Source organism: Cupriavidus sp. 8B (assembly GCF_054589115.1).
This window is the reverse complement of record NZ_BAAILO010000243.1, coordinates 1-21,226: the sequence shown is the minus strand read 5'-3', so window position 1 is coordinate 21,226 and position 21,226 is coordinate 1. Positions and strand designations below refer to the sequence as shown.

At 66.9% G+C, this 21,226-nt stretch carries 22 protein-coding genes; 8 read left to right on the top strand and 14 right to left on the bottom strand.

The annotated features are described in order from the left end of the window. Nucleotides 1-64: 64 nt before the first annotated feature. The 7 genes from ACYP5B_RS22975 to gspG all read right to left on the bottom strand — a co-directional run bounded on the left by ACYP5B_RS22975 (nucleotide 65) and on the right by gspG (nucleotide 5,631). Nucleotides 65-682 carry a type II secretion system protein M gene (locus ACYP5B_RS22975; protein ID WP_459571201.1) on the bottom strand — a complete coding sequence of 206 codons (618 nt, stop codon included), beginning with the start codon at nucleotides 680-682 and terminating at the stop codon, nucleotides 65-67. Between the two features lie 23 nt (nucleotides 683-705). Beyond that, nucleotides 706-2,121, bottom strand: a complete 1,416-nt coding sequence (gspL, locus tag ACYP5B_RS22970) for a type II secretion system protein GspL (RefSeq protein ID WP_459571200.1) — start codon at nucleotides 2,119-2,121, stop codon at nucleotides 706-708. Nucleotides 2,122-2,476: 355 nt separating this feature from the next. Continuing rightward, nucleotides 2,477-3,508 carry a type II secretion system minor pseudopilin GspK gene (gene gspK, locus ACYP5B_RS22965; protein ID WP_459571199.1) on the bottom strand — a complete coding sequence of 344 codons (1,032 nt, stop codon included), beginning with the start codon at nucleotides 3,506-3,508 and terminating at the stop codon, nucleotides 2,477-2,479. Further along, a complete protein-coding gene (locus ACYP5B_RS22960) occupies nucleotides 3,505-4,230 on the bottom strand; it encodes a type II secretion system protein J (protein ID WP_400102054.1) in 726 nt (241 codons plus the stop codon). The genes gspK and ACYP5B_RS22960 overlap by 4 nt, the downstream gene beginning before the upstream one ends. After that, entirely contained in the window at nucleotides 4,208-4,636 is a 429-nt protein-coding gene (gene gspI / locus ACYP5B_RS22955; RefSeq protein WP_400102055.1) for a type II secretion system minor pseudopilin GspI, read from the bottom strand. Before gspI ends, ACYP5B_RS22960 begins: the two co-directional genes overlap by 23 nt. Next, complete coding sequence (locus ACYP5B_RS22950) at nucleotides 4,633-5,127, bottom strand: prepilin-type N-terminal cleavage/methylation domain-containing protein (protein ID WP_400102056.1); 495 nt, start codon at nucleotides 5,125-5,127, stop codon at nucleotides 4,633-4,635. Before ACYP5B_RS22950 ends, gspI begins: the two co-directional genes overlap by 4 nt. A 36-nt stretch (nucleotides 5,128-5,163) precedes the next feature. After that, nucleotides 5,164-5,631, bottom strand: a complete 468-nt coding sequence (gspG, locus tag ACYP5B_RS22945; RefSeq protein WP_400102066.1) for a type II secretion system major pseudopilin GspG — start codon at nucleotides 5,629-5,631, stop codon at nucleotides 5,164-5,166. A gap of 274 nt (nucleotides 5,632-5,905) precedes the next feature. Between gspG and ACYP5B_RS22940 the strand changes: the two genes are divergently transcribed. The 3 genes from ACYP5B_RS22940 to ACYP5B_RS22930 all read left to right on the top strand — a co-directional run bounded on the left by ACYP5B_RS22940 (nucleotide 5,906) and on the right by ACYP5B_RS22930 (nucleotide 8,193). Continuing rightward, a complete protein-coding gene (locus tag ACYP5B_RS22940) occupies nucleotides 5,906-6,535 on the top strand; it encodes a general secretion pathway protein (RefSeq protein ID WP_267604593.1) in 630 nt (209 codons plus the stop codon). Nucleotides 6,536-6,698: 163 nt separating this feature from the next. Beyond that, nucleotides 6,699-7,280 carry an EF-hand domain-containing protein gene (locus tag ACYP5B_RS22935; protein ID WP_267604592.1) on the top strand — a complete coding sequence of 194 codons (582 nt, stop codon included), beginning with the start codon at nucleotides 6,699-6,701 and terminating at the stop codon, nucleotides 7,278-7,280. Between the two features lie 421 nt (nucleotides 7,281-7,701). After that, entirely contained in the window at nucleotides 7,702-8,193 is a 492-nt protein-coding gene (locus ACYP5B_RS22930; protein WP_043352404.1) for an Lrp/AsnC family transcriptional regulator, read from the top strand. A gap of 77 nt (nucleotides 8,194-8,270) precedes the next feature. On the opposite strand, the gene ACYP5B_RS22925 is transcribed toward ACYP5B_RS22930, so the two are convergent. Beyond that, the gene (locus ACYP5B_RS22925) at nucleotides 8,271-8,969 is read right to left on the bottom strand and encodes a GNAT family N-acetyltransferase (RefSeq protein WP_459571198.1); all 699 of its coding nucleotides are present in this window, start codon (nucleotides 8,967-8,969) and stop codon (nucleotides 8,271-8,273) included. Nucleotides 8,970-9,386: 417 nt separating this feature from the next. Here ACYP5B_RS22925 and kefF point away from each other — a divergent pair, with 417 nt between their 5' ends. Together kefF and kefC are read left to right on the top strand one after the other, a co-directional pair. After that, nucleotides 9,387-9,968 (top strand): glutathione-regulated potassium-efflux system oxidoreductase KefF, encoded by a 582-nt coding sequence (gene kefF, locus ACYP5B_RS22920; RefSeq protein WP_400102058.1) that lies wholly within the window; start codon nucleotides 9,387-9,389, stop codon nucleotides 9,966-9,968. A gap of 10 nt (nucleotides 9,969-9,978) precedes the next feature. Further along, complete coding sequence (gene kefC / locus ACYP5B_RS22915) at nucleotides 9,979-11,793, top strand: glutathione-regulated potassium-efflux system protein KefC (RefSeq protein ID WP_400102059.1); 1,815 nt, start codon at nucleotides 9,979-9,981, stop codon at nucleotides 11,791-11,793. A 49-nt stretch (nucleotides 11,794-11,842) separates the two neighbouring features. On the opposite strand, the gene ACYP5B_RS22910 is transcribed toward kefC, so the two are convergent. Together ACYP5B_RS22910 and ACYP5B_RS22905 are read right to left on the bottom strand one after the other, a co-directional pair. Then, a complete protein-coding gene (locus tag ACYP5B_RS22910) occupies nucleotides 11,843-12,481 on the bottom strand; it encodes a TetR/AcrR family transcriptional regulator (RefSeq protein WP_267604588.1) in 639 nt (212 codons plus the stop codon). Nucleotides 12,482-12,503: 22 nt separating this feature from the next. Continuing rightward, nucleotides 12,504-13,298 (bottom strand): DUF1835 domain-containing protein, encoded by a 795-nt coding sequence (locus tag ACYP5B_RS22905; protein ID WP_267604587.1) that lies wholly within the window; start codon nucleotides 13,296-13,298, stop codon nucleotides 12,504-12,506. Nucleotides 13,299-13,581: 283 nt separating this feature from the next. Between ACYP5B_RS22905 and ACYP5B_RS22900 the strand changes: the two genes are divergently transcribed. Next, the gene (locus ACYP5B_RS22900) at nucleotides 13,582-14,433 is read left to right on the top strand and encodes a L,D-transpeptidase (protein ID WP_459571197.1); all 852 of its coding nucleotides are present in this window, start codon (nucleotides 13,582-13,584) and stop codon (nucleotides 14,431-14,433) included. A gap of 164 nt (nucleotides 14,434-14,597) precedes the next feature. Here the strand turns inward: ACYP5B_RS22900 and ACYP5B_RS22895 are convergent, their stop codons facing one another. The 3 genes from ACYP5B_RS22895 to ACYP5B_RS22885 all read right to left on the bottom strand — a co-directional run bounded on the left by ACYP5B_RS22895 (nucleotide 14,598) and on the right by ACYP5B_RS22885 (nucleotide 18,868). Beyond that, nucleotides 14,598-14,876: a DUF1488 domain-containing protein gene (locus ACYP5B_RS22895; RefSeq protein ID WP_400102061.1), complete on the bottom strand. Its 279-nt coding sequence runs from the start codon at nucleotides 14,874-14,876 to the stop codon at nucleotides 14,598-14,600. A gap of 92 nt (nucleotides 14,877-14,968) precedes the next feature. Further along, a complete protein-coding gene (locus ACYP5B_RS22890; RefSeq protein WP_459571196.1) occupies nucleotides 14,969-17,068 on the bottom strand; it encodes an FUSC family protein in 2,100 nt (699 codons plus the stop codon). Between the two features lie 552 nt (nucleotides 17,069-17,620). Further along, nucleotides 17,621-18,868: a nucleoside recognition domain-containing protein gene (locus tag ACYP5B_RS22885; protein ID WP_459571195.1), complete on the bottom strand. Its 1,248-nt coding sequence runs from the start codon at nucleotides 18,866-18,868 to the stop codon at nucleotides 17,621-17,623. A gap of 308 nt (nucleotides 18,869-19,176) precedes the next feature. On the opposite strand from ACYP5B_RS22885, the gene ACYP5B_RS22880 reads away from it, so the two are divergent. Together ACYP5B_RS22880 and ACYP5B_RS22875 are read left to right on the top strand one after the other, a co-directional pair. Beyond that, nucleotides 19,177-19,893 (top strand): GntR family transcriptional regulator, encoded by a 717-nt coding sequence (locus ACYP5B_RS22880; RefSeq protein WP_267604583.1) that lies wholly within the window; start codon nucleotides 19,177-19,179, stop codon nucleotides 19,891-19,893. Between the two features lie 222 nt (nucleotides 19,894-20,115). After that, nucleotides 20,116-20,286, top strand: coding sequence for a hypothetical protein (locus ACYP5B_RS22875; RefSeq protein WP_459571194.1), 171 nt, complete (start codon nucleotides 20,116-20,118; stop codon nucleotides 20,284-20,286). 10 nt (nucleotides 20,287-20,296) lie between these two features. Here the strand turns inward: ACYP5B_RS22875 and ACYP5B_RS22870 are convergent, their stop codons facing one another. After that, complete coding sequence (locus ACYP5B_RS22870; protein ID WP_400102064.1) at nucleotides 20,297-20,692, bottom strand: DUF488 domain-containing protein; 396 nt, start codon at nucleotides 20,690-20,692, stop codon at nucleotides 20,297-20,299. Nucleotides 20,693-21,226: the final 534 nt, after the last annotated feature.

Here is a 21,226-nt window from a genome sequence, read left to right as displayed (position 1 = left end):
CGTTGCCAGCCACGAGGGCTGGCAACGCGGCGGCGGGCGAGCCTCAGGGCTTCCAGGCGCGCCATCAGCCGCGCCCGCCCGGATTCGCCGCGGGGCCTTGCAGGGTGGCGGTGACGTTCACCATGGCGGTGGCGCCCACGTAGACGATGCGGGTATCGATGACCTTGAGGCGCTGCTGCTGGCGCACGTCCTGCAGCCAGCTGGCCACAGAGCCGAACGGCACCTTGTCGAGCTGCACCTGCAAGCTATTGTCGCCGGTGCCGTTGAGCCGGGTGGCCTTGAGGCCGTGCTGGGCCAGGCTTTCCTGCAAGGCCTGGTTGAGCGCCTCGCCGCGCAGCGACGGGGCCGGGCTGGCCGCCAGGCCGCGCGCTTCCTGCGCCAGCGTTTCCATCTCCGCGGAGTCGCTGCGCAGCTGCGGCAGGCTGCGCTGCAGCTTGGCGCGGCCGTCGGCGGCGGGTTCCCACAGGACGGTGTAGCCGATCACCAGCGCCAGCACGGCGCTGCCGCCGGCCAGGATGGCCTGCTCACGCGGGTTGCGCGCCGACCAGAATGCATCGAAGCGTTCCTGCCAGCGCTGCGGCACGCGCGGGCGCAGGCGCGCCAGCCGGTCCGCGACGCGCGCGCGGCCAGCCGGGCTGCGCTGGGTGGCGCGGGGGCCGGGCTTGGATGCGGTGTCTTTCATCGGGTTCACTTGGCGGTCCGCGCTCACAGGCTGGGCTTGATCGACCAGCGCGTGCCGGCCGGTGCGTTGGCGCGCGAGGCGTCGGGCGGGCTGTTGTCGGCTTCCATGGCCAGCCCGGACTGGCGCGCCGCGTTGCGTAGCGCGTTGGTGTCGGTGCCAGGTTTGAGCGTGGCGAACAAGGTGTGCCCGTGGTACTCGAGCGCCAGCAGCGCGTCCGGCGCGAGCTGGCGCGCGGCCTGGCCGAAGCGGTCGGCCAGCGGCAGGAAATCGTCAGGCGTGCTGCGGCCGCTCGCCAGGCGCAGCTGCTCGACCTGGCGGCGCATCTGCAGCGGCGGATCGATCACCACCGGGATTTGCGGAAAGGCGCTGCGCAACGTCTGTTCCTGAGCGGCCGCGAGGCGCTGCGCTTCCTGGCGCAGCAGCAGCCAATGGACGTTCATGCCGATCAGCTGGACCACCGCCAGGCCGGCGGCCAGCGCCAGCGGCAGGCGCCAGGCCTTGAGGTTCCAACGGTCGGCACGGCCCTGGGCGAATTCGAACTGGGCCAGGTCGAGCGCGGGCTCGCGCAGGCTGGCCTGCGCCCCTTCGATCCATGCCCGCCAGTCGAGCGGGTGCGCGCCGGACGGCGCCACCTGCGCGAGGGCATCCGGTGAGGCGTACCAGTCACCGGCGGGGGCGAGCCCTCGCCAGGCGGCGAGCGCCTCGGAGCCGAGCAGCAGGCCGTAGCCGGCGTACTCACTGCTGCGCACGGTCAGTTGCCAGTAGCGCGAAAGCTCGGCTGGCGCAGGTACGCCCTCCGTTTCAAACAGGGGCGATGCGCTGGTCAGCGAGGCGGCTTCGAGCGCCAGCGCGGCCATGGGCGTGGCGGTAGCGGGGGGGCTGCCGGCGCGATCGGCGCTGGCATCGGCGCCGGCCTCGGCGGGCTGCGCCACGGGCGGCAGGGGCAGGCACAACTGCGCTGGCAAGACGTGGCGCCGGCGGTGGCGATGCTCGGCAAAGGCGTCCAGCACGGCACGCAGCCAGGCGCGGTCCGTCACCATCAGCAAGCGCCGGCGCGAGCCGCTGGCCGCCTTGCCCGGCAGTGCGTCGAGGGCCGGGCCCACGGCGATATGGCAAGGCTGGGCATCGGTGGCGAGCACCTCCTCGACCAGGTTCGGCAGCGCCAGCTTGAGCCGCGCCGGCGCAAGTGGCGGCACCGTGGCTCCCGTCAGCAGCACATCGCTGGCCGCCATGATCAGGACCAGGCGATCGGCGGGAGGCAGTTCGGAGATGGAGGCGTGGCCTTCGCGCAACAGCTGCCCGGCCGCCTGGGGGCCTTGCCGGCGACTACGGTCAGCGACGGCCGTGCGGACCAGGGCAAACGGCAGGGCGCCGAAGTGCCAGGGTTGCGGCTGGTCGTGCGGCCGATGCGGCAGGCGGACGTACAGGGTGGTGCTCAAGATTTCCTTGCTACAGCGCCAACAACGGCGTCAATGAACGATAGCGGGGGCATGTGACCCATGCAGCGGACTGCGCCGCTGCATGGTTGACGCCGGCTGCGGTACTGCTGGCGGCACAGGACGGGCGGGCGCCAGGGTCCATGGACTACCGCTTCCGCCGGGCCGGAGCATACCTTGCCTGTGTGACGAATTGGCGTCAATACGTATCTGTCTGATGCTGCTGGTCAAACGCCCGGGAAGCGCGCGCTGGCCGTTTGCGGCCGCCTCACGCTAACCCTTTTCGCCCCGCGCGATCCGACAGCATGATCCCAAAATCCGCCAGCCATGACGGCCAGACGGGCGAGGGGTTGCACGATCAGCGCTGTTCCGGCATCCGGTCGATATCGCGCACCCAGACCACCCGGGTGGTATTGGCGTTGCCCAGCACTTCGCCGCGGTAGACCAGCGAGACCTGCATGCGGCTGGCGCGCTCGTGGCGGATCAGCCCGTAGATCAGGAAATAGTGGGTGCGTACGTCGAGCGTGCTGGTGGCGGTGTTGGGGTCGGCCTGCGGCGCCAGCGTGCGCAATTGCGTCTGCAGGTCGCCAATGTTGTTGAAGTAGGCGCGGTCGCGCTGGCGCACCACTTCGCGGGCGCGGTCCAGCGGCAGCTTGTCGATCACGGCGGCCAGCACTTCGGCCTCGGCGGTATTGGCGTTGACCAGCGTGCGCTCGGGCAGCACGTCGACAAAGGGTGCCAGCGTGGCCACGATCTCCGGCGTGTAGCCCGGAATGGCGAGCAGGTCGTTGACGTCGTCGGGCGCGCGCAGCCCGCGCTGGCTGTCGCTGCTGGCGCCATTGCTGGCACCGGCGGCGCTTACCAGGTAGCGCGCGGTCGGCTCGGCCAGCGAGGCGTTCAGGCCCAGCGTCTGCAGCAGGCGGCGATAGATCGCCAGGCTGGGGGCGTCGATGGTGGCGACCCGGCCTTGCGTTTCGCTGGCCGTCCACAGTACGAGGTTGGAGAGGTTGAAGCGGGCCTGGGCGTCGAGGATGCGGCCCGAGAGGAAGGAAGTCTCGCCTTCCTGGTCGGTGCGCAGGCCGGCGCCGAGGAAGTCCGACAGGCGGGTTTCCGCGATCGGCACCGCCCAGGGCTCACCCAGCTGGTCCACGCTGGTGCGGCGCTGGTCGTCGCGCAGGATCAGGCGGGCCCAGTCGACGGCCGCGCGCTCGATCCAGCTGGCCTGGGCCAGCAGGCGCTGGTTCTCGATGGAGCGGATCTGCACCTGCTGGCGCCACAGCATGCCGGATACCACCACGACCGCCAGCGTGACCACCAGCAGGGCCGTGACCACGGCGGCGCCGCGCTGGCGGCGGCCCGCCAGCACAAGGGGAGCGGGGCGTTTGCTCATAGGCCGGTCATGCAGATCTTCTGGAAGCGCCGCGGCGTGTCGCCATCGCCCATGCGCGCCGTGAGGTTGAGCTCGATCGCGCGCACCGCCGTGGTGGCCACGCCCAGGCTGGCGCTCACGCCGGAGGCGGCCACCGCGCTGGCGCTGGCATTGCCGCTGAGCAGCGCGGCGGCGATGCGGCCGTTCTCGGCTTGCCAGCCACCGGGCTCCACCCAGACGCGCGCCGACAGGCTGTCGGCGTCGCCCACCAGCGGCCGAGCCAGGTTGCCGCCGCCGCCCGCCTGGCGCAGCGTGATCATCGCGGCTTGCACCGCGCTGCGGTTGTCTGCCGGCGGGCTGGCCGCACGCACCACGGTGTTGCCGTTGAGGCGATAGACGACGACCTGCCACTGGCTGGGGCGGCCCTCGTCGCGGCGGTCGCGCACCATCAGCAACTGGCCATTGCCGAGCTCGACCGGGCTGCCCTGCAGCAGGGTCGGGCTGGTCAGGTGCTCGCAGTCGGACTGGAACTGGCCGTATAGCAGCTTGAGCGTATTGAGGCGGTTGTCGTGGTCGGTCAGGCGCTCACGGCCGCGCGTCATCGCGTCCAGGCCGCGCCAGGCGATCACGGCAATCACCGCCAGCAAGGTGATGGCCACCAGCATTTCCAGCAGCGTAAAGCCGCGCATGGCCACGGCCGGGCGTGGCCGCCCAAGGCACTTAAAGCAGGTTGCGCGTTTCATTGGGAACGATGGTGACTAGCCAGGCCAGGCGCACGGATTTGTCGGCGCCGGAGGGGTAGACCGCGATCTCGACGCGGCGGAAAGAGGGGTTGGGCGTGCCCGAGATGGTTTCCTCGCAGTACAGCTCCACGCCGCCCTGCGGGCAGGCGTAGCCGCGCGTGCCGGGCTCGGGCCAGGTCTTGGACAGGCGCAAGGTGGCGAGGTGGTTCTCGGCGCTCCACTCGGCCAGCATGCGGGTCTGCAAGGCGGAGCCAGCCTCGATCATCGATCCCATCGCGCGCATGGCGGCGGTCAGCGCCACGGCCAGGATGGTCAGGGCGACCAGCACTTCGATCAGGGTGAAACCGCGCGCCGGCGAGCGCCGGGGGTTGCGGGCAGACGGGGAAAATCTGGGGAGGCGCTTCATGGCGTGCTGGCGAAGTAGCGGCCGGCGCCGTCGCTGGCCACGTCGACGCGGATGCCGCCGCGCACCAGCACCACATGCTGGGGGCCTTCGATCAGCTCGCGCCCGAACTCCAGGCGCGCGCCGCCGTTGCCGCGCCCGCCTTCGGCGACGGCCACGCCGTCGAGCTGCAGGCGCCATTTGGTCGGCGCGAACACATCCCCGGCGAGCGGGGCCCAGCCGGCCGGCGTGGCTTGCAGGAAACGCCAGCCGACCGTATCGGCCTCCCAGGCGATCGGCCGGGCGCGCAGCTGGGCTTCTTCCTGCGCGAGCTCGAACAGCCGCGCAATGCGCTGGCCGTCGTCGAGCACGCGGCCGCGCTCATTGGGCGCGGCATTGACGGCTACCAGCGAAATCACGATGCCCGCGATCACCATCACCACCAGCAGTTCGAGCAAGGTGAAGCCGCGGCCGCGATGGCCGCGGATTCGCCGTTCCTGTGGCCAGGTGCTCATGGCTGCGCGACCGGCCCGGATCATGGCGGTGGTTCCTTATTCCCAGTTGCCGATATCGGCGTCGTTGCCGCTGCCACCAGCCTGGCCGTCAGCGCCGAAGCTGAACACGTCGATCTCGCCGCGCACGCCCGGGTTCAGGTACTGGTACGGATGGCCCCAGGGATCCTTGGGCAGCTTTTCCAGGTAGCCGCCGCCCTTCCAGTTGTTGGGCACCGGCTCGGTGGTGGGCTTGGCCACCAGCGCGGCCAGGCCTTGCTCGGTGGTGGGGTAGCGGCTGTTGTCCAGGCGGTACAGCTTGAGCGCCTGCATGATCGAGGAGATGTCCTGGCGCGCGGCGACGATACGCGCTTCGTCGGGGCGGCTCATGATCTTGGGGACCACCAGCGCGGCCAGCACGCCGAGGATCACGATCACGACCATGATTTCGATCAGGGTAAAGCCGCGCGCGCGGCGGCGGCCCAGGCGGGAGGTGGAGTCGGGGAGGGTGGCAACGTTCCTGCGCATCATGGTTAGCCTTATGGAATATCTGGCGGAGCGCCTGCTTTCATCCGCGTTGCATCCGCGTGGCGGCGATCCAGTTGGTCAAACAGTATAACCGCCACTTCATGACGGCTTTGTGAGCGAGTGCTTGCATGTTCACCCACGGCGAAACGCCGGGGAAGGCGCGGAACGCACCGTTGCGCCTCGGCGTGCCGACGCGTCGCGGGCCCGGCGGAGGCAGACAGCTGTCATGCGGCTCTGGTACGCTTGGTGCTTTGACGCCCACCAGCCCACTTCCGTGCAACTCTCCTTGCGGCCCGCTTTTCGCTTCAATCCCTCCAGCCTCTGGCTGCCGCGACTGGCCGGGCTCGTGCTGTTCGTCGCGCTGTGCGCCCTGGCTACCCGCTGGGTGCTGACCTTCAGCGCGATGCGGACCATTGCCGTGCCGCACGCGGCCCGCGTGGCGCAGACCGAGGCGGTGGAGACCGGCGCGGCCGGCACGCTGTTCGGCGGCAACGCGCAGTCCGGCGTGCGCGACGTGCAATTGATCGGGGTGGTAGCGGATATCGGCAGCGGTGCCGGCGCGGCCATTGTCTCGCTGGATGGCGGCCCGCCCAAGGCCGTGCGCGCGGGCACCGCGCTGTCGTCGCAGATCCGGCTGACGGAAGTCCGCGACCGCGGGATCGTGATCGAGCGCAACGGCGTGCGCCAGGAAATTGCGCTACCTGTCCCGGCGATCGTCACGCGCGGCCCTGCGGCGGCCGCGCAACCGGCTTTGCCGGCAGGCGCGGCGGCGCCGCTATCCACGCCGATGCCGGTGCCCGCCACGCCCATCCCCGCACCGCCGCCGCAGTCCTTGCCGCAACAGCAGTCCCAGCCGTTGCCGGGGCAGCCTGGCGGCAACGAGCCTATCTCTGCCAAAGACTGACTTGTAACTGCGCTGCGCCATCTTATTTACCGTTACTTTCAGCGGCTTACGCCGGCGGCGCCTAACTGTGAGCCGCGTAACAACGTATTAGGTGGACCAACTTTCCAGCCTGGCGTGCGTTCTAATCCTTACCAGTCCACCGAGACGAAAAAGGAGTAAAGACATGCAAGGCAATCTCAAGGCACGTTCGATCCGGAATTTCATGGCCGCTTCGGCGGTGTTCCTGGCGATGGGCGGCGCAGCCTTCGCCCAGACCGCCGCGCCCGCAGCCCCTGCCGCGCCGGCCCCCGGGCCTCAGGCGGGCATGCGCCACCATATGGAGCATGGCGGCGGCATGTGGTTCAAATCGATCGATACCGACGGCGATGGCACGATCTCCAAAGCGGAGGCCGACGCGCTGTTCAACAAGATCGACACCAATCATGACGGCAAGCTCGACAAGAACGAACTCGCTGCCTATCGCAAGACAATGATGGAGCAGCGCCGCGCCGAGATGCAGGCCGAGCTCGAAGCCCGCTTCAAGGCGGCCGACAAGAACGGCGACGGCGCGCTCACCAAGGCAGAGGTGCAAGCCGGGATGCCTCACCTGGCCAAGCACTTCGACCAGCTCGACACCAACCACGACGGCAAGCTGACGCTGGACGAGATCCGCGCCGGCATGCAGAAGATGCACGAGCAGCGGATGCAGCGGATGCCCCGCAATAACCAGCCTAACCCGGCTGCGCCGTCGAGCGGCGGTGGCTGATCGCGGTGACTGATTGAGGCAGGATCCACGGCGCGCCGCGCCGTGGGCAGATTGAAAAAAGCGCGACCGTTGCCGGCCGCGCTTTTTTTTGCTCCGTGGCTGGCCGCACTGGCCGGTGTTGGCACCATCCTTGCCTTCCGAACGCTCGACCCGCCGGATCCGCGGATAGACCACGCCCCTGAGGGCCTGAATGTCCAGGGCGAGCGGGTCGCTCCTGCAATGGAGGTCTCGGACGCCCTGTTACGCCCTGTTCCTGTGCACGGCCATACGCCATGGCGACATCTTGCACCCGTAAGGCGATTGCGCTGGGCGAAAAGTCGTTGCAGGATACGGGGCGCCACAAAAAATTGCGTACTTGTGCACGGTTTGCTAAATTTGCGCAAAAAAATTGCCGACAAACATATTGCGGAGCAACAATATCGTGAGCAAGGTGGAGCTGGACAAGATCGACAGGAAGATCCTGGAGGTGCTGCAGACCAACGGGAGGTTGACCAACCTGGAAGTGGCCGAGCGCGTGAACCTGTCGCCCAGCCCGTGCCTGCGGCGCATCCGCCGGCTGGAGGAGGTTGGCGTGATTCGCCAGTACGCGGCGCTGCTGGAGCCCGGCCGGATCGGGCTGGGGCTGCTCGCCTATATCAACGTACGGCTCGAGAAGCACGGCGGCGCGCCCAAAGGCAAGGCGCCGCTGGACTTGTTCCGTGCTGCCATCGAGATCTGGCCGGAAGTGGCCGCCTGCCACGCCATGACCGGCGAGATGGACCTGCTGCTCAAGGTCTACGTGGAAGACATGGAGCATTTCGCGCGCTTCATGAAGGACCACTTGCTGGCCCATCCCGCGGTCATCGACGTGCGCTCGAGCTTCGCGCTCGAATGCATCAAGGACACCACTGCCTTGCCGGTGCCAGGGGGCTGAGGGTTGCACGGCAACGGCACCAAAGAAAATGGCGCGCCGGGCGGGCGCGCCATGGGTACGATGCCGGCAGGCTTCGCTTAGACGGTGTGCTTTTGCGGCACCATCGAGCGCCAGAAGCGCAGGCCGAAACGGCGCGCATCGCGAAGATTGCGGCGCACCATGTAGTCGAGATCGGCAACCTGCTCGTCGAGCGCCTCGGTCAGGCGGCTGACGGTATCGGCAGGCGGCAGCTCAAGGTAGGCATCGGCCTCGCCGTACGCATACTGCACCTTCATGCCGGCCTTCTTGGCAATGTGCATCATGGCGGCGTTGCGCGACAGGCAGTGCATGTACAGGGTGCGCACATTGCTGTTGCGGCCGTGCATGGCCGCACGCTCGAACAGCGAGCTGCCAATGCCGCGGCCACGCGCGCTCTGCGACACGGAGACACCGAACTCGGCAACGCGGCCCTGCGTGTTGTCGCGCAGGTTGGCAAAGTGGCCCACGCCGATCAGTTCCAGGTGCTCGTCATACACGCCGAACACGGTGTCGTGGTCGAAATCTATGCTATCGACGTAGGCTTCGATCACATGGTCGCCAACCGACTGGCCAAAACGGAGCAGGCGATCCTCCTCGCCCAGGGCGAGGAAATGCTTCAGCAGGCGCGAGCGATGATGCGCAGCCAGCTCGCGCACCAGGGTGGTGGGGCGCTGCGACGCTTGCGCGGCTGCGGCTGCACGGCGGAGATCTTCGTCGGATACTGCCCCGACGGCCTTGCTCAGTTCGAGCGGATTCACTTTGTTTTCCTTGCGACGTAATCAGGTATAAAAATAGCACTCAGCGGGTGTTCGTCCATGCACTTTCGACAATTTGATCGGGATACAAGGGCAAACACTATCTTGCTGCAACGCGAAAAGTATTGTAGTGGATTTGTCAGTCTCACGTAAGGTGAGGGCCCCGCCAACCTTGTTCGATTTTGTAAATTCCAAATAAGTCTATTTAAATCAATGGGTTGTGTTGTTTAGTACGGGCGTTTTCCGTTCGTCGGTGTGGGTTTGCTGCAACGCCGCATATCCGCTTTCCCCGGGGCAGGTCACTGGATTGGCCCTGCCTTGGCATGAGGCAGCCCAGGTAATCCACGCCATCCAGTGATTTAAACACCCCTTTCCGGCCTCGTGGCCACTGTTGCGCAAGCCGTTTTTTCAGGAATTTTCGTGGACCCCAAGGCCGAGCCCCCGATTCTCGTTATCTATGCCCATCCCAGGCCGCACCTGTCGCGTGTCAATCGTCCGCTGGCGGCGGCACTGGAAAGCCTGCCCGGCGTGACCGTGCACGATCTCTACTCCAGCTATACCGACTACGACATCGACGTGGTCGCTGAGCAGCGCGCGCTCGCGCGGGCCGGCACGCTGGTGCTGCAGTTCCCGGTGCAGTGGTACAGCATGCCGGCGCTGCTCAAGCTGTGGGTGGACGATGTGCTGGAGAGCGGCTGGGCTTACGGCCCCGGCGGCACCGCACTGCGTGGCAAGTCCATGCTGGTGGTGGCCAGCACCGGTGGGCACGCCGACTCCTACGGCCCCGACGGCACGCATGGCCACAGCATCGAGGAATACATGCTGCCGCTGGAGCAGACCGCCGTGCTGTGCGGCATGAGCTGGTTGTCGCCGCTGGTGCTGCATGATGCCAACCAGGCTGACGCCCAAGCGCTGGCCGACCATATCGGCCGGGTCACCGGCGTGCTGGGCGGCATTGCCGACGTTGCCCGTGGCGTTGTCTCCAACGCCGCCGCAAGCTGAGGAGCGCGCCATGGAACAACACGATTTCCTGGTGGCCCTGGTGGTCTTCCTGGTTGCCGCGGTGGTGGCGGTGCCGGTGGCGCGCCGCTTTGGCCTGGGCGCGGTGCTCGGCTACCTGCTGGCCGGCGTGGCGATCGGCCCGTGGGCCCTGCGGCTGGTGACCAACGTCGAATCCATCCTGCATTTCTCCGAGTTCGGCGTGGTGCTTATGATGTTCGTGATCGGCCTGGAGCTGGAGCCCAGGAAGCTGTGGGAACTGCGCCGTGTCATCTTTGGCTACGGCGGCGCCCAGATGGCGGCCTGCGCGATCCTGCTCGGCGGCGTTGCTGCGCTGGTCGGGGCATCGTGGCAGGTAGCGTTGGTGGCGGGCCTGGGCCTGGCGCTGTCGTCCACCGCGATCGCGCTGGCCACGCTGACCGAGCGCAATCTCTTCGGCACGCCGGCGGGCGCCGCCAGCTTCGGCATCCTGCTGTTCCAGGACATCGCCGCGATCCCGATGATCGCGCTGTTGCCGCTGCTGGCTGCCGGCGGCGCCGACGCCGACGCCACCGGCGCGGCGGGCTGGCTCGGGGCGGCAAAGGCGGTCGGGGTGATCGGCGCCGTGGTGGTAGGCGGGCGCTATCTGGTCCGCCCCGCGCTGCGCTTTATCGCGCGCACCGACATGCGCGAGATGTTCACCGCCTTCGCGCTGCTGCTCGTGGTGGGCATCGCGCTGATGATGGACGCGGTGGGATTGTCGATGGCGCTGGGTACCTTCCTGGCCGGCGTGCTGCTGGCGGACTCGGAGTACCGTCACGCGCTGGAGGCCGACCTTGAGCCCTTCAAGGGCCTGCTGCTGGGCTTGTTCTTCATGGCGGTAGGCATGTCGATCGACTTCGGCGTGCTGATGCAGGCGCCGGTGCAGGTGGCGGCCCTGGTGGTTGGCTTCGTGCTGTTCAAGACCGTGGTGCTGGCCCTGCTGGCGCCGCGCTTTGGCATCGCGCGCGGCCAATGGCTGCTGTTTGCGCTGCTGATTTCACAGGGCGGCGAGTTTGCCTTCGTGGTGTTTGGCGTGGCGGGCGGCGCCGGCTTGCTGCCGGCGCGCACCGAGGCGCTGCTGGTGCTGGTGGTGGCGCTGTCGATGGTGGCCACGCCGCTGCTCCTGCTGGTCTTCGACCGGCTGGTGGCGCCCCGGCTGGCCCGCCTGGCGCGGCGCCCGGACGACGTGATCGCGCCGCAGGACAACCCCGTGCTGATCGCCGGCTTTGGCCGCTTTGGCCAGATCATCGGCCGCCTGCTCTATGCGCAAGGGATCGGCGTGACCGTGCTGGACCACGATCCCGACCAGATCGAGTTCCTGCGCCAGTACGATTTCAAGGTGTTCTACGGGGACGCAACCCGCATGGACCTGCTCGAATCCGCCGGCGCGGAGCGGGCCCGCATCCTGGTGGTGGCGATCGATGGCATGGAGGACAGCCTCGCGCTGATCGACAGCGTGCGAGCGCGCTTCCCGCACTTGCAGATCTACGCGCGGGCACGCCACGTCTCGCACGTCTACCAGCTCAAGGACCGCGGCGTGCACCTGTTCGAGCGCGAAGTGTTCGAGGGCTCGCTATTGCTGGGCCGTCGCGTGCTCGAAGGGCTGGGCTACGATCCCGTGCAGGCGCGTTCGGTCGCGCTGCGCTTTCGCCGGCACAACATCGCGGCGATCGAGCGGTTCTACCCGCATTACACGGACCAGAAGAAGCTGGTCTCGCTGGCGCGCCAGGCGCGCGACGAACTGGAGGAAATGTTCCGCCAGGACCGCGATCAGCGCCGCCAGCGGGAAGAGGAGGACTGGTCCTGAGGTACCGCGCCGGCGCTGCAAGAGCGCCGGCATGGGCAATGAATATGCTTTATTCGGCGCCGCGCAGCCGCACCGCGGGTTCTGCGCGGGCACCCGGCAACCCGCCCGCCAACAGGTCGATCACCATCTCGGCAAACTCCGCATACGACAGCTTGCCGCCCGGCTTGAGCCAGGTGAAGGTCCAGTTGATCATGCCGAACACCGTCATCGTCAGCGCGGCCTGGTTGTCGCGGGTGACGCGCTCGGGATAGGCCCGGCGCAACTGGCGGGAGAAGGCGGCCACCACGTCGCGCTCGCGCTTGAGGATCTGGTCGCGCTGTTCCTCGGCGAGGAACTTGACGTCGTTGATCAGGGCTACGTGCCGGGTCTGCGAGGTCTCGTACTCGGCCAGGAAGGCCCGGATCAGGTTGGAGAAGCTGTCCAGCTCGCTGCGTCCCTGGCGTTCCGCCTCCGCCTCGACCTCGGTCACGATCAGCATCAGCCGGCGCGTGTAGCGGTCGAGCAGGTCGAACAGGATCGCTTCCTTGCTCTCGTAATAGTGGTACAGCCGGGCCTTGGAGGTGCCGCAGGCAGCGGCCAGGTCGGCCATCGAGGTGCTGGGGTAGCTGCTGGCGGCAAAGGCGGCGGCAGCCAGGTCCAGGATCTGCTCGCGCTGCGCCTCGAAATCGGGTGCCTTGGTACGGGCCATGGAGACCTTCGCCTTTTTCTTTTTACTCGCCGCCGGCGGACAGGTTGCGGCGCAGCTCGCAGGTCTGCAGGGATTCGGCATTGCCGCGCAGCACCAGCTGGCCGGCGCCAATCAGCTCGCGGCAGCGCCAGAACACAAACCAGTCGCTGGCCAGCAGGCCTTCGATGGCGCCCATTACGCCGCCGACCACTTGCGCGGCCGGCGCCCATTCCAGCGGGGCGCGCTCCAGGATCACTTCATCCACCGTGTGGTAAGCCGCGGGCACCAGCGTATTGCCCTTCCACAGGCGGACGTCGGCGTTTTCCTTGACGTTCTGCTGCCACTCATAGCCCAGGCGGCCCAGGCGCAGCACCGAGACCGGGGCGATGGTGGAGAAGCGCCGCGCCAGGCGGGCCGCGGGATACATGCCGATGGCGGCCAGGTTGCCGCGCGCGGGCGCTTCCAGCTCGCGCAGGTCCATGGCCACTTCATTGATGCGCTGGGGTGACTGATAGAGGTGGAACACCACCCGGCGCAGCATCAGCTGGTCGGAAGCGCTCTGGCCATGCCAGATGGCGACTTCCAGCTCGTCCTTGCGCAGGCCTTGCAACTGGTCGAGCGCCTGGTGCATTTCGGCGGCGAAGTCGATGTCGCTGTGGGGCGCTACGCGCTGCCAGAAACCGGAGCGGATGAGCCCACTGCTGTCTACGTCAGCCAGCGGCCCGACGGCGAGGTCGTCGCGAAGCACGACGACCGGGTCGGGCCTGGCGGCCTGGGCGAGGGCTTGCCGTAGCGTGTTGCCCGCTACGTCGCCGTTGACGACATGGATGTATTGCATGGCCGTGATTGTATATGGATGCGACGTGACTAAGGCACGAAACGCGGCGGCTGAGCCGCAACGCTCGGTGCGCTGGCGATCCTTCGTCCCCGGGAAGCGGCGTCTGGCATACCCAACGGAAATAGTCGGTGCCTTTGCGGTCTATATAGGTAGACCGTCCGCCATCTTGGGACGATGGCGCCGGAGCGCTGCCGTGCGTCGGACTTGATCCTGCACAAGGCGCCGCGCCGCGTAACCGTCCACCATGGCGTATCGCCGCAACGCCTGTTCAAAGGAGGCAATCATGCCGTGCGCTCGCCTAGAGCGGGCCCGCGTCAAGGGTTTTCGGCGCTGGCTCGCACGCGTCAGACGTCTGGCGCCATTCGCGCTAGTCGCGCTGGTGGCGATCCAGTCACCACTCGCCGTCGCCAATGAACTCAGCATGGTCCGGCAAGCGTTCTTGCAACAAGTGCAGCGCCACCTCAACCTCCCGGCGCCTGTCGCCATGCGGTATGCCGGCTTGCTGGCGTCCGCGCTACAGGCGGACGGGCGGGAGGCCGACGCAGGCGACTGGGCTGTGCTGGTCGACCGCAACCCGCGGGTCCAGGCCGCCATGCTGTTTGCGCGGCCTGCCGACGATGCACCCTGGCAGTGGGTGGGCGCCGCGCCCGTCTCGACAGGCAAGCCAGGCACTTTCGATCATTTCATTACCCCGATCGGCGTATTCAGCCACAGCGTGGACAACATGGATTTCCGCGCCGAGGGTACCTACAACGAGAACGGCATCCGCGGCTACGGCGTTAGCGGGATGCGCATCTATGACTTCGGCTGGGTCGATGCCCAACGCGGCTGGGGCAAGGGTGGGGAGAGCCAGATGCGCTTGCAGATGCATGCCACCGATCCGGACCGGCTCGAATCTCGGCTGGGCCACCCGGCCTCCAAGGGATGCGTGCGGATCCCCGCCACCCTGAATCGCCTCCTTGACCACTATGGGCTGCTGGACGCCGACTACCTGGCGGCTTCGCAGCGAGGTGACTCGCTCTGGGTCCTGGCCCCGGGCCGCGCGCCGGTAGCCCGGCCCGGACGCTATCTCGTGATCGTGGACTCAGGCGCGCGAGGCCCGCACGGAACGTCCGCGTCGCGCGGTGGCGGGTAGTATCGAATTCGGCCGAATGCGATGTCGCTTCCGTCACTATCCATTGTTCTTCTGGAGAAAATGGCAATGACGCATGCGGCTTATAAGAAGATCCGTGATCCGGCAGGCCAGCGTGCCGGTGCCGGTGCCGCTGGTGCGAGGCCGGGCGGCGCAAGGTTGAGGCTTCAGCCTGCGAAGCGGATGTGCCCGCTGCGTAACAGGATTTCGCGCGCCTGGGTGAGCTCGAACAGGCCTTGGGCGATGTGTTCGATGCGCTTCCGGTGGCTGGTAAACGCCCGCACCAGGTCTTCCTCGCGTGGGGAGCGGGCACCGAAATGGGTCTCGAGCGCCTCGGCCGTGATCGAATACAGGGTGGGTTGCCCGTTGACAGTCGCGGGGCAGGAGAGGGTCAGGCTAGCCGCACAGTAGGTGGGAACGCTGCGGGGAAAGGAAATTTCGGGCATGGCGTGCCTCACACCGGTCACTGAGGGATGGAACCATTCTAGGTGATGGTTCCGATCCGCGATGGACGCAGAGTGCGGGGCCTTGACCGTCATCAACCCGGATACGGCAAATGCGGGCGGTTGGGCTTGGGTTGACCGCCAGCCAGCCGGTGCACGGCGGCCATGGCTGCGTGGGCGGCGTTGATCTGGGCCGAGGCGAAGCCGGCTTGTTCAACCAGGAACCGGTCCAGCGGCGCGGCGGAATCGGGCAGGAAGGCGCTTGCGAGCGACGTCACGCTTGCGCCGGGGTTTGCTGCCAGCTCGGACAGCAGTGCGGCGAGGCCCTGCAGCACTGCCTGCGTGGCCGGTTCCGCCTGGCTCTTGCCTGCTTCGGCCTCAAGCCCCGCGCGCACCAAGCCAGCCAGCGCTGCCATGCGCCGCAAGGCCAGGTGCAGCTGGGCGTACTCGCGGGCCAGCTCCGGAGCGAGCTCCGCCACGCCTTGCTGCAAGGTTTGATCCGCCCGGCTGGAAGTACGGCCGGCCGCCATGCGCAATGCTTCCAGCCGTGTTTGCGTCGGCGCGGGCGAGCGGGTGGGCGAGGTCGTGAATGCACTGGCGCCGGCAAATGCTGCACGCAGGTACGCCGTGTTTGACGCCAGGGCGTCGAGGCTATGGCGATACACCCTCGATAACTCGGCCCGCGGCGCCAGCACATAATAGCTGGCCAGGGCGATCAGGCAGCCTAGCGCCGTGTCGATGCCCCGCAGCGCGGCAAAGTGGCTGCTGTCCGCCGCCGGTGCCCCGACCCATGAGAACAGGATCACCGCTGGCGTCAGGCACATGGCGAAGGCACCGGGGCTGCCGGCGAGCCGACACGTATAGGCGGCCGCCAGGCAGGCCGCGCTGATCGCCAGCGCAAGCGGTGCCGGTGGGTGAGCCAGGCCGATGGCGCAGGCCAGCAGCGCGCCAGCCAGGGAACCCGCGAAGCGCAGGAACGAGATCCTTCGCGTGGTTTGCAACTGGGGGCTAAGCACCATGATGACGGTGACCGCCACCCAGTATCCGTGATCGACTTTCCAGAACTGCGCCGGCATCAGGCTCAGGCTGCCGGCTAGCGCCAGGCGCACAGCATGGCGGGCCACGCGGGCGTCGCGGGCAGTGTGCTCCGCAACCACGGCGCGCCAGCGTTGCCAAGTCCGGCGCAAGGCGCGCCGCGGCCAACGGTACTCGCGGCGCCAGTCGCCGAAGGCCGGATACCGGGCCAGTGCGCTGAGCGCAGCCTGGTACAACGGCGGCGCCCCCGCATTTGCCAGCGGTGCATGCAGGCGGCGCAGTTCGCCGGCCAGCGCCGCGCAGAGCGAAGCCAGGTCTGGCGCGTGATGCGCCAGTCCCTCGCAGACCTGCTCCCGAACATCGGTGACGCAACGCAGCAAATGGCGAAGTGGCAGGTGCTCGACGCTGCACGCGCCGCTAGCTTTGGGGTCCGCGTCATCGGCGCGGCTGCGCAGTTCGGCGGCAACGATCAGCAGGCCGAACATGGCATCGGCCAGGCTCACCACATAGGCATAGTGCATCAGCCCTAGCGGGTCCCGCAGGCTGCGCCGCATGTTGATCGCCAGATGCGCGGCCTCGATACGCTCGCGGATGTCGCGCTTGATGACCGTCGCATCGCCCACGGGCGCATCGGCCGCCAGATCCGAGGCAAAGCGCAGCAAGGCATCGAACACCGCCAGGATTTCCGCGCGCGGCCGCGTGTCGCGCGCAGACCGAATCAGGGCCACGCTGACGACGCAGGCGAAGAGCCCGCCAAGCAGGAACTCCTGGCTGCGGGCAAGCACGCGCACGGCTAACTCTCCATCCCCCGCTGGTTGCAGGCAGGAGGCGATCAACACCACATAGAGCAGCTTGGCCGAGAGCGCGGGCACGGGGCCGCGGGTCTCGGCCAGCCCGGCGGCCAGCCCGGCGACTAGCACCACGGCCACTGCCGTCCACGGCGTCACCGCCGCAGCCGTGCCCAGGGCACATGCGGCGGCGCCACCAATGCCGACGGAGCCAAGTGCCGCCAGCCGTTCGGCGGCGGTGCCGCGGCGGTCTGCCAGGCCGGTCCAGATCGAAGCCGTTGCCGCCCACAGATAGCCGGCTTCCCCGGTGAGCCATCCCGTGCCGGCCAGGACCAGGAACGAGAAGGCGTAGACCAGGCCTCTTTGCAACATCGAGGCATCGGGGCGGGGCAGGCGCAGCGCGGAAATCATGTCGGCAAGAAGGGTGGGCGCTGCGAGGCGGAGATCCGCCCTGCCAGGCGCAAGGGACAGACTGACTCTACGGGATTGAATGTTGCGCCGCAACATTTCGCGCGGAAATCCGCCTTTTACACCGGGGCGGTGCGGACTGGCCTCCTCCTGGTGCAGCGGCTGAGCTTCCTTGGTGCGCTGGGCAGGATCGGCTGCGAGCTTTGCCATGAGCCGCCGCAGCAAGGGCAAACCGTGGTGACTGGCAAAACGCGGGCAAAAAAAACCCGCGCAGTTTCGTGCGCGGGCTGGAATCCACCGAGGTGGTGGAGGAGACAGACTCCACTATATATGATTTGTTGCGTCGCACCAAGCGGCATCTTGGCCAAGCGTGTCTGGCTTCACAAACATGTTGTTTGTGAGCAACAAAGTAGCGGCTTAATACATTGAAAACTGGAATTTCTTCTCTTTTTGTCCTGTTTCCATCGAGCGTTTAGCGACGATTCGTTGGTTTTATCGCGGCAAGGCGTGCCCGTTTCAGCGGAAGAACAGGTAGGCGATGCCGACTGCGGCGCACAAGCCCACAAGATCGGCGAACAAGGCACAGGCAAGCGCGTGCCGCGTGTTGCGGATGTTGACGCTGCCGAAGTACACGGCGAGCACATAGAAGGTGGTTTCGGTCGAGCCCTGGATGATCGCGGCGAGCTTGCCCTGGAAGGAGTCCACCCCATAGGTGCTCATGACGTCGATCATCAGGCCGCGGGCGCCCGCGCCCGACAGGATTTTCATCAACCCGACCGGCAGCGCGGGGACGAAGGCGGTGTCCAGGCCCAGCCAGGCAAAAGCGGCGGTCAGGCCCTGCATCAGGACATCCATGCAGCCCGTCACCCGAAACAGCCCGATCGCCACCAGGATCGCCACCAGATAGGGAATGATCTGCACCGCGACGCCAAAGCCTTCCTTGGCGCCGTCGACGAAGGCATCGTAGACATTGATGCCCCGCATGGCGCCGCAAATCAGGAAGACCACGATCAACGTCAGGATGAAGCCGCTGCCAGCCAGGGCGGTGGCGGTGCTCACCTGTTCCGGGGGCGCGTGCCGCAGCCAAAGGAAGAGTCCGCCGACAGCCGCCGACAGCAGCCCGAAGGCGGCCAGCGCGGCTGGCTTGAGCAGGTTGAGCCGCTGCGCCCAGGCCACTGCCAGCAAGCCGGCCAGGCAGGACACGCAGGTGGCCAGCAGGGTGGGAAGGAAGATATCCGCGGCATTGAATCCGACCAGGCCCTGCTTGACCGAGATCGCTTGGCGCATGGCGATCACCGAGGTCGGGATCAGCGTCAAGCCAGCCGTGTTCAGCACGATGAACATGATCTGCGCGTCGCTGGCTGTGTCAGCGCGGGGATTGAGCGACTGTAACTCCCGCATGGCGTTGAGGCCGAGCGGGGTCGCCGCGTTGTCGAGCCCTAGCAGGTTGGCCGACACATTCATCATCATCGCGCCCTGGGCCGGGTGACCCTGCGGAACGCCGGGGAAGAAGTGGCGCAATAGTGGATTGACCGCGCGTGCGAATAAGTCGACTACGCCGGCGCGCTCGCCAATGCGCATGATGCCCAGCCACAAGCTCATGACGCCCGCCAGGCCAAGCGAAATCTCGAACGCGGTGCGTGCGTTGTCGAACAGGCTCGCCAGCATTGCCGGAAACACCGCGGTATCGCCTGTCGCCACACGAATGCAGGCGACGACGAAGGCGAGCAGGAAGAAGGATAGCCAGACCAGATTAAGAGCCATCGGCGAGTCGCAGGCGGGGTTTGGTAGAGGCTACGCATCATAGCCTGCCGGACCGCGTACCCGGCCCAAGGGCGGCACGTTGTGCCAGGGCCGCGGGGCTGTGGCGCTGGCCTTGGCACTGGCAAGGTGTGTTGCGCAAAAAATCGTATTGCGCCGGTATACAATGCGGACAATGCCACCGCGGTCGCATTGCCCCTCAGCCTTTCCGGGCCGGCGCCGCGGTCCCTGATCCCTTAGACACCCGTTCGCGATGGCCCGCCCGCGCGCCTTGCCCGAGGACAGTGTCTCGCTGACCCAAGCCAGAATCTATGTCCGACGCCCATGGTACCGAACACGCACTTCCTGGTTCGGATCCCGCCGGCGCCAGCCTTGGCGCCCAGCACTCCCCATTGTTCGCCCTGGTGACCGATACGTTGCGCGAGCGCATCCTCGGCGGGCAGTACAACCAAGGCGAGCGCCTGGTCGAAAACAAGCTTTCCACTGAACTGGGCGTCTCGCGCATCCCCGTGCGGGAAGCACTGCGCGCGCTTGCCGCCGAAGGCCTGGTACGCATCGAGCCCCGGCGGGGCGCCTCGGTGGCGACGCTGTCGCCGAACATCGCCAAGGAAATGGTCGAAGTGCGGGCCACGCTGGAAGGGCTCAACGCCAAGCTGGCTGCCCAGCGCCGCGATCCTGCCCTGATCGCCGAACTCAATGAAGTGCTGCGCCAGGGCACCGAGGCCGCTGCGAGCGGACGCTCTGAGCGCTTCATCGAATTGAACACCCGCTTTCATGAGGTGCTGGGCAATATCGCAGCCAATAGCGTGCTGCAGGACATGGTGCGTACGCTCAGGGAGCGCACGGGGCTGCTGTTCGCGCCGGCCAATGTCACGCGCGCCCGGCAGAACTGGGAGGAGCATGCGCAGATCCTGCAGGCAGTCATCGCGGGCGATGCGGATCTGGCGGCGCTGTTGGCGACGCGGCACGTCTATAGCGCCGCCAAGGCGGCCGAAGATCTGGCCGAGGCCGGTGCGCCGGGTTCCTGAGCGCTGGTAGATAGTATTCGATATGCAAAAACGATCGTGTGCTGGCGCAAGTCGGCTTCCGTCGCCGCGGTAGCGCCGTTTGTCGTTGATTCTATTGGCACTCAGGGGCATTCATGAAGCTACGCAATGCCCCGGAATAGGGCGCTTGCGCATCCCGCTATGACGCGCTGCACTAAAATTCGGTATACTGTCAATCCTGATGAACCACAATAGGGATTGACCATGGACTACCCGACGCCCGCCTATTTCCGGCAGTCGGTTGGCGAGCAACTGCTGGCCCACTATGCCGAGCGCGATGCTGTGCGCCATCGCACTCCGCTCCTGCCTATCCGCTGGCCCAGCCTGCGTTCCTTGTTCCGCCGCCAGTGCGTGCGCGACCAAAAGGCGGTCTGACAGCATCACCCTAAGACAGCGCGGCTCCGCGCGCCGCCAGCAGGGCGCGCAATATAGAGCGGTGGCATCTTTCCTCGTGCTCGCAATAACAGCCAATCGAGAAATTCGTTTGCTGTGACATCGCGGCCAGCAGATCCAACGTCCGGCTTGCTTCCGGGCGCGCCATCTCCGCACGGAAGTGCCGCTCGAATGCCCGCCACGCCTTTTCGTCCCCTTCGGCCTGTATGTCCAAGGCCTGCGCGACCAGTTCGGCTGAGGGCGACAGGTTCGGAAACCACACATCGTAGTAGTCCCGCTTGGCGAACTCGGATTTCGGCACGCCCCGGGGCGGCCTGCGCACGGTGCCAATGCGGATTCCCTCGTCAGGCAAGCGGGGCGAGCCCAGCTTCACGATGCGAATGGTCATGCAAGTTCCTCCCTTATATATAGAGTGACCCGCGGGCGCGGCGGCGGACTTCGTCGCGAGCCGCCCAGGTCCGTCCGGCGACCCTAGTTTGCCGCAGCCAGGCGGTTGCCGGCTAGCGCCGCGAATTGGTCGTGCTGGTCGGTGTTAATGAGCCTCTTCGGGCGCTTTTCTGTCGATTTTAGAATCATTTCAGAAAAGGCTTGCCAGGACCAGGGGAGCGTCTTATTATTCGCCCCCTCGCAACACGAAAGACCGCTGCAAAGCAGACGGGACAAGGGTTGCGGGGTTGGCAGGGGTGGTTGGCGGAGCGGGTTCAGGCGCCGACTGCAGCAAAGAAAGTTTGCGAAACCTGTTGACGAAACGATGATCACGCTTCATAATCTCGTTTCTCTGCTGCAGACAAAGCAGCGACGCGGCAAGCAAAGCGAACCGCGGACCGTTCTTTAACAAACAAACAACCGATAAGTGTGGGCGCTTGATAGCGGATGCGGAAGACTTCGGTCTTTTAGCTTACAAGTTATAAAGTGCTCGCAC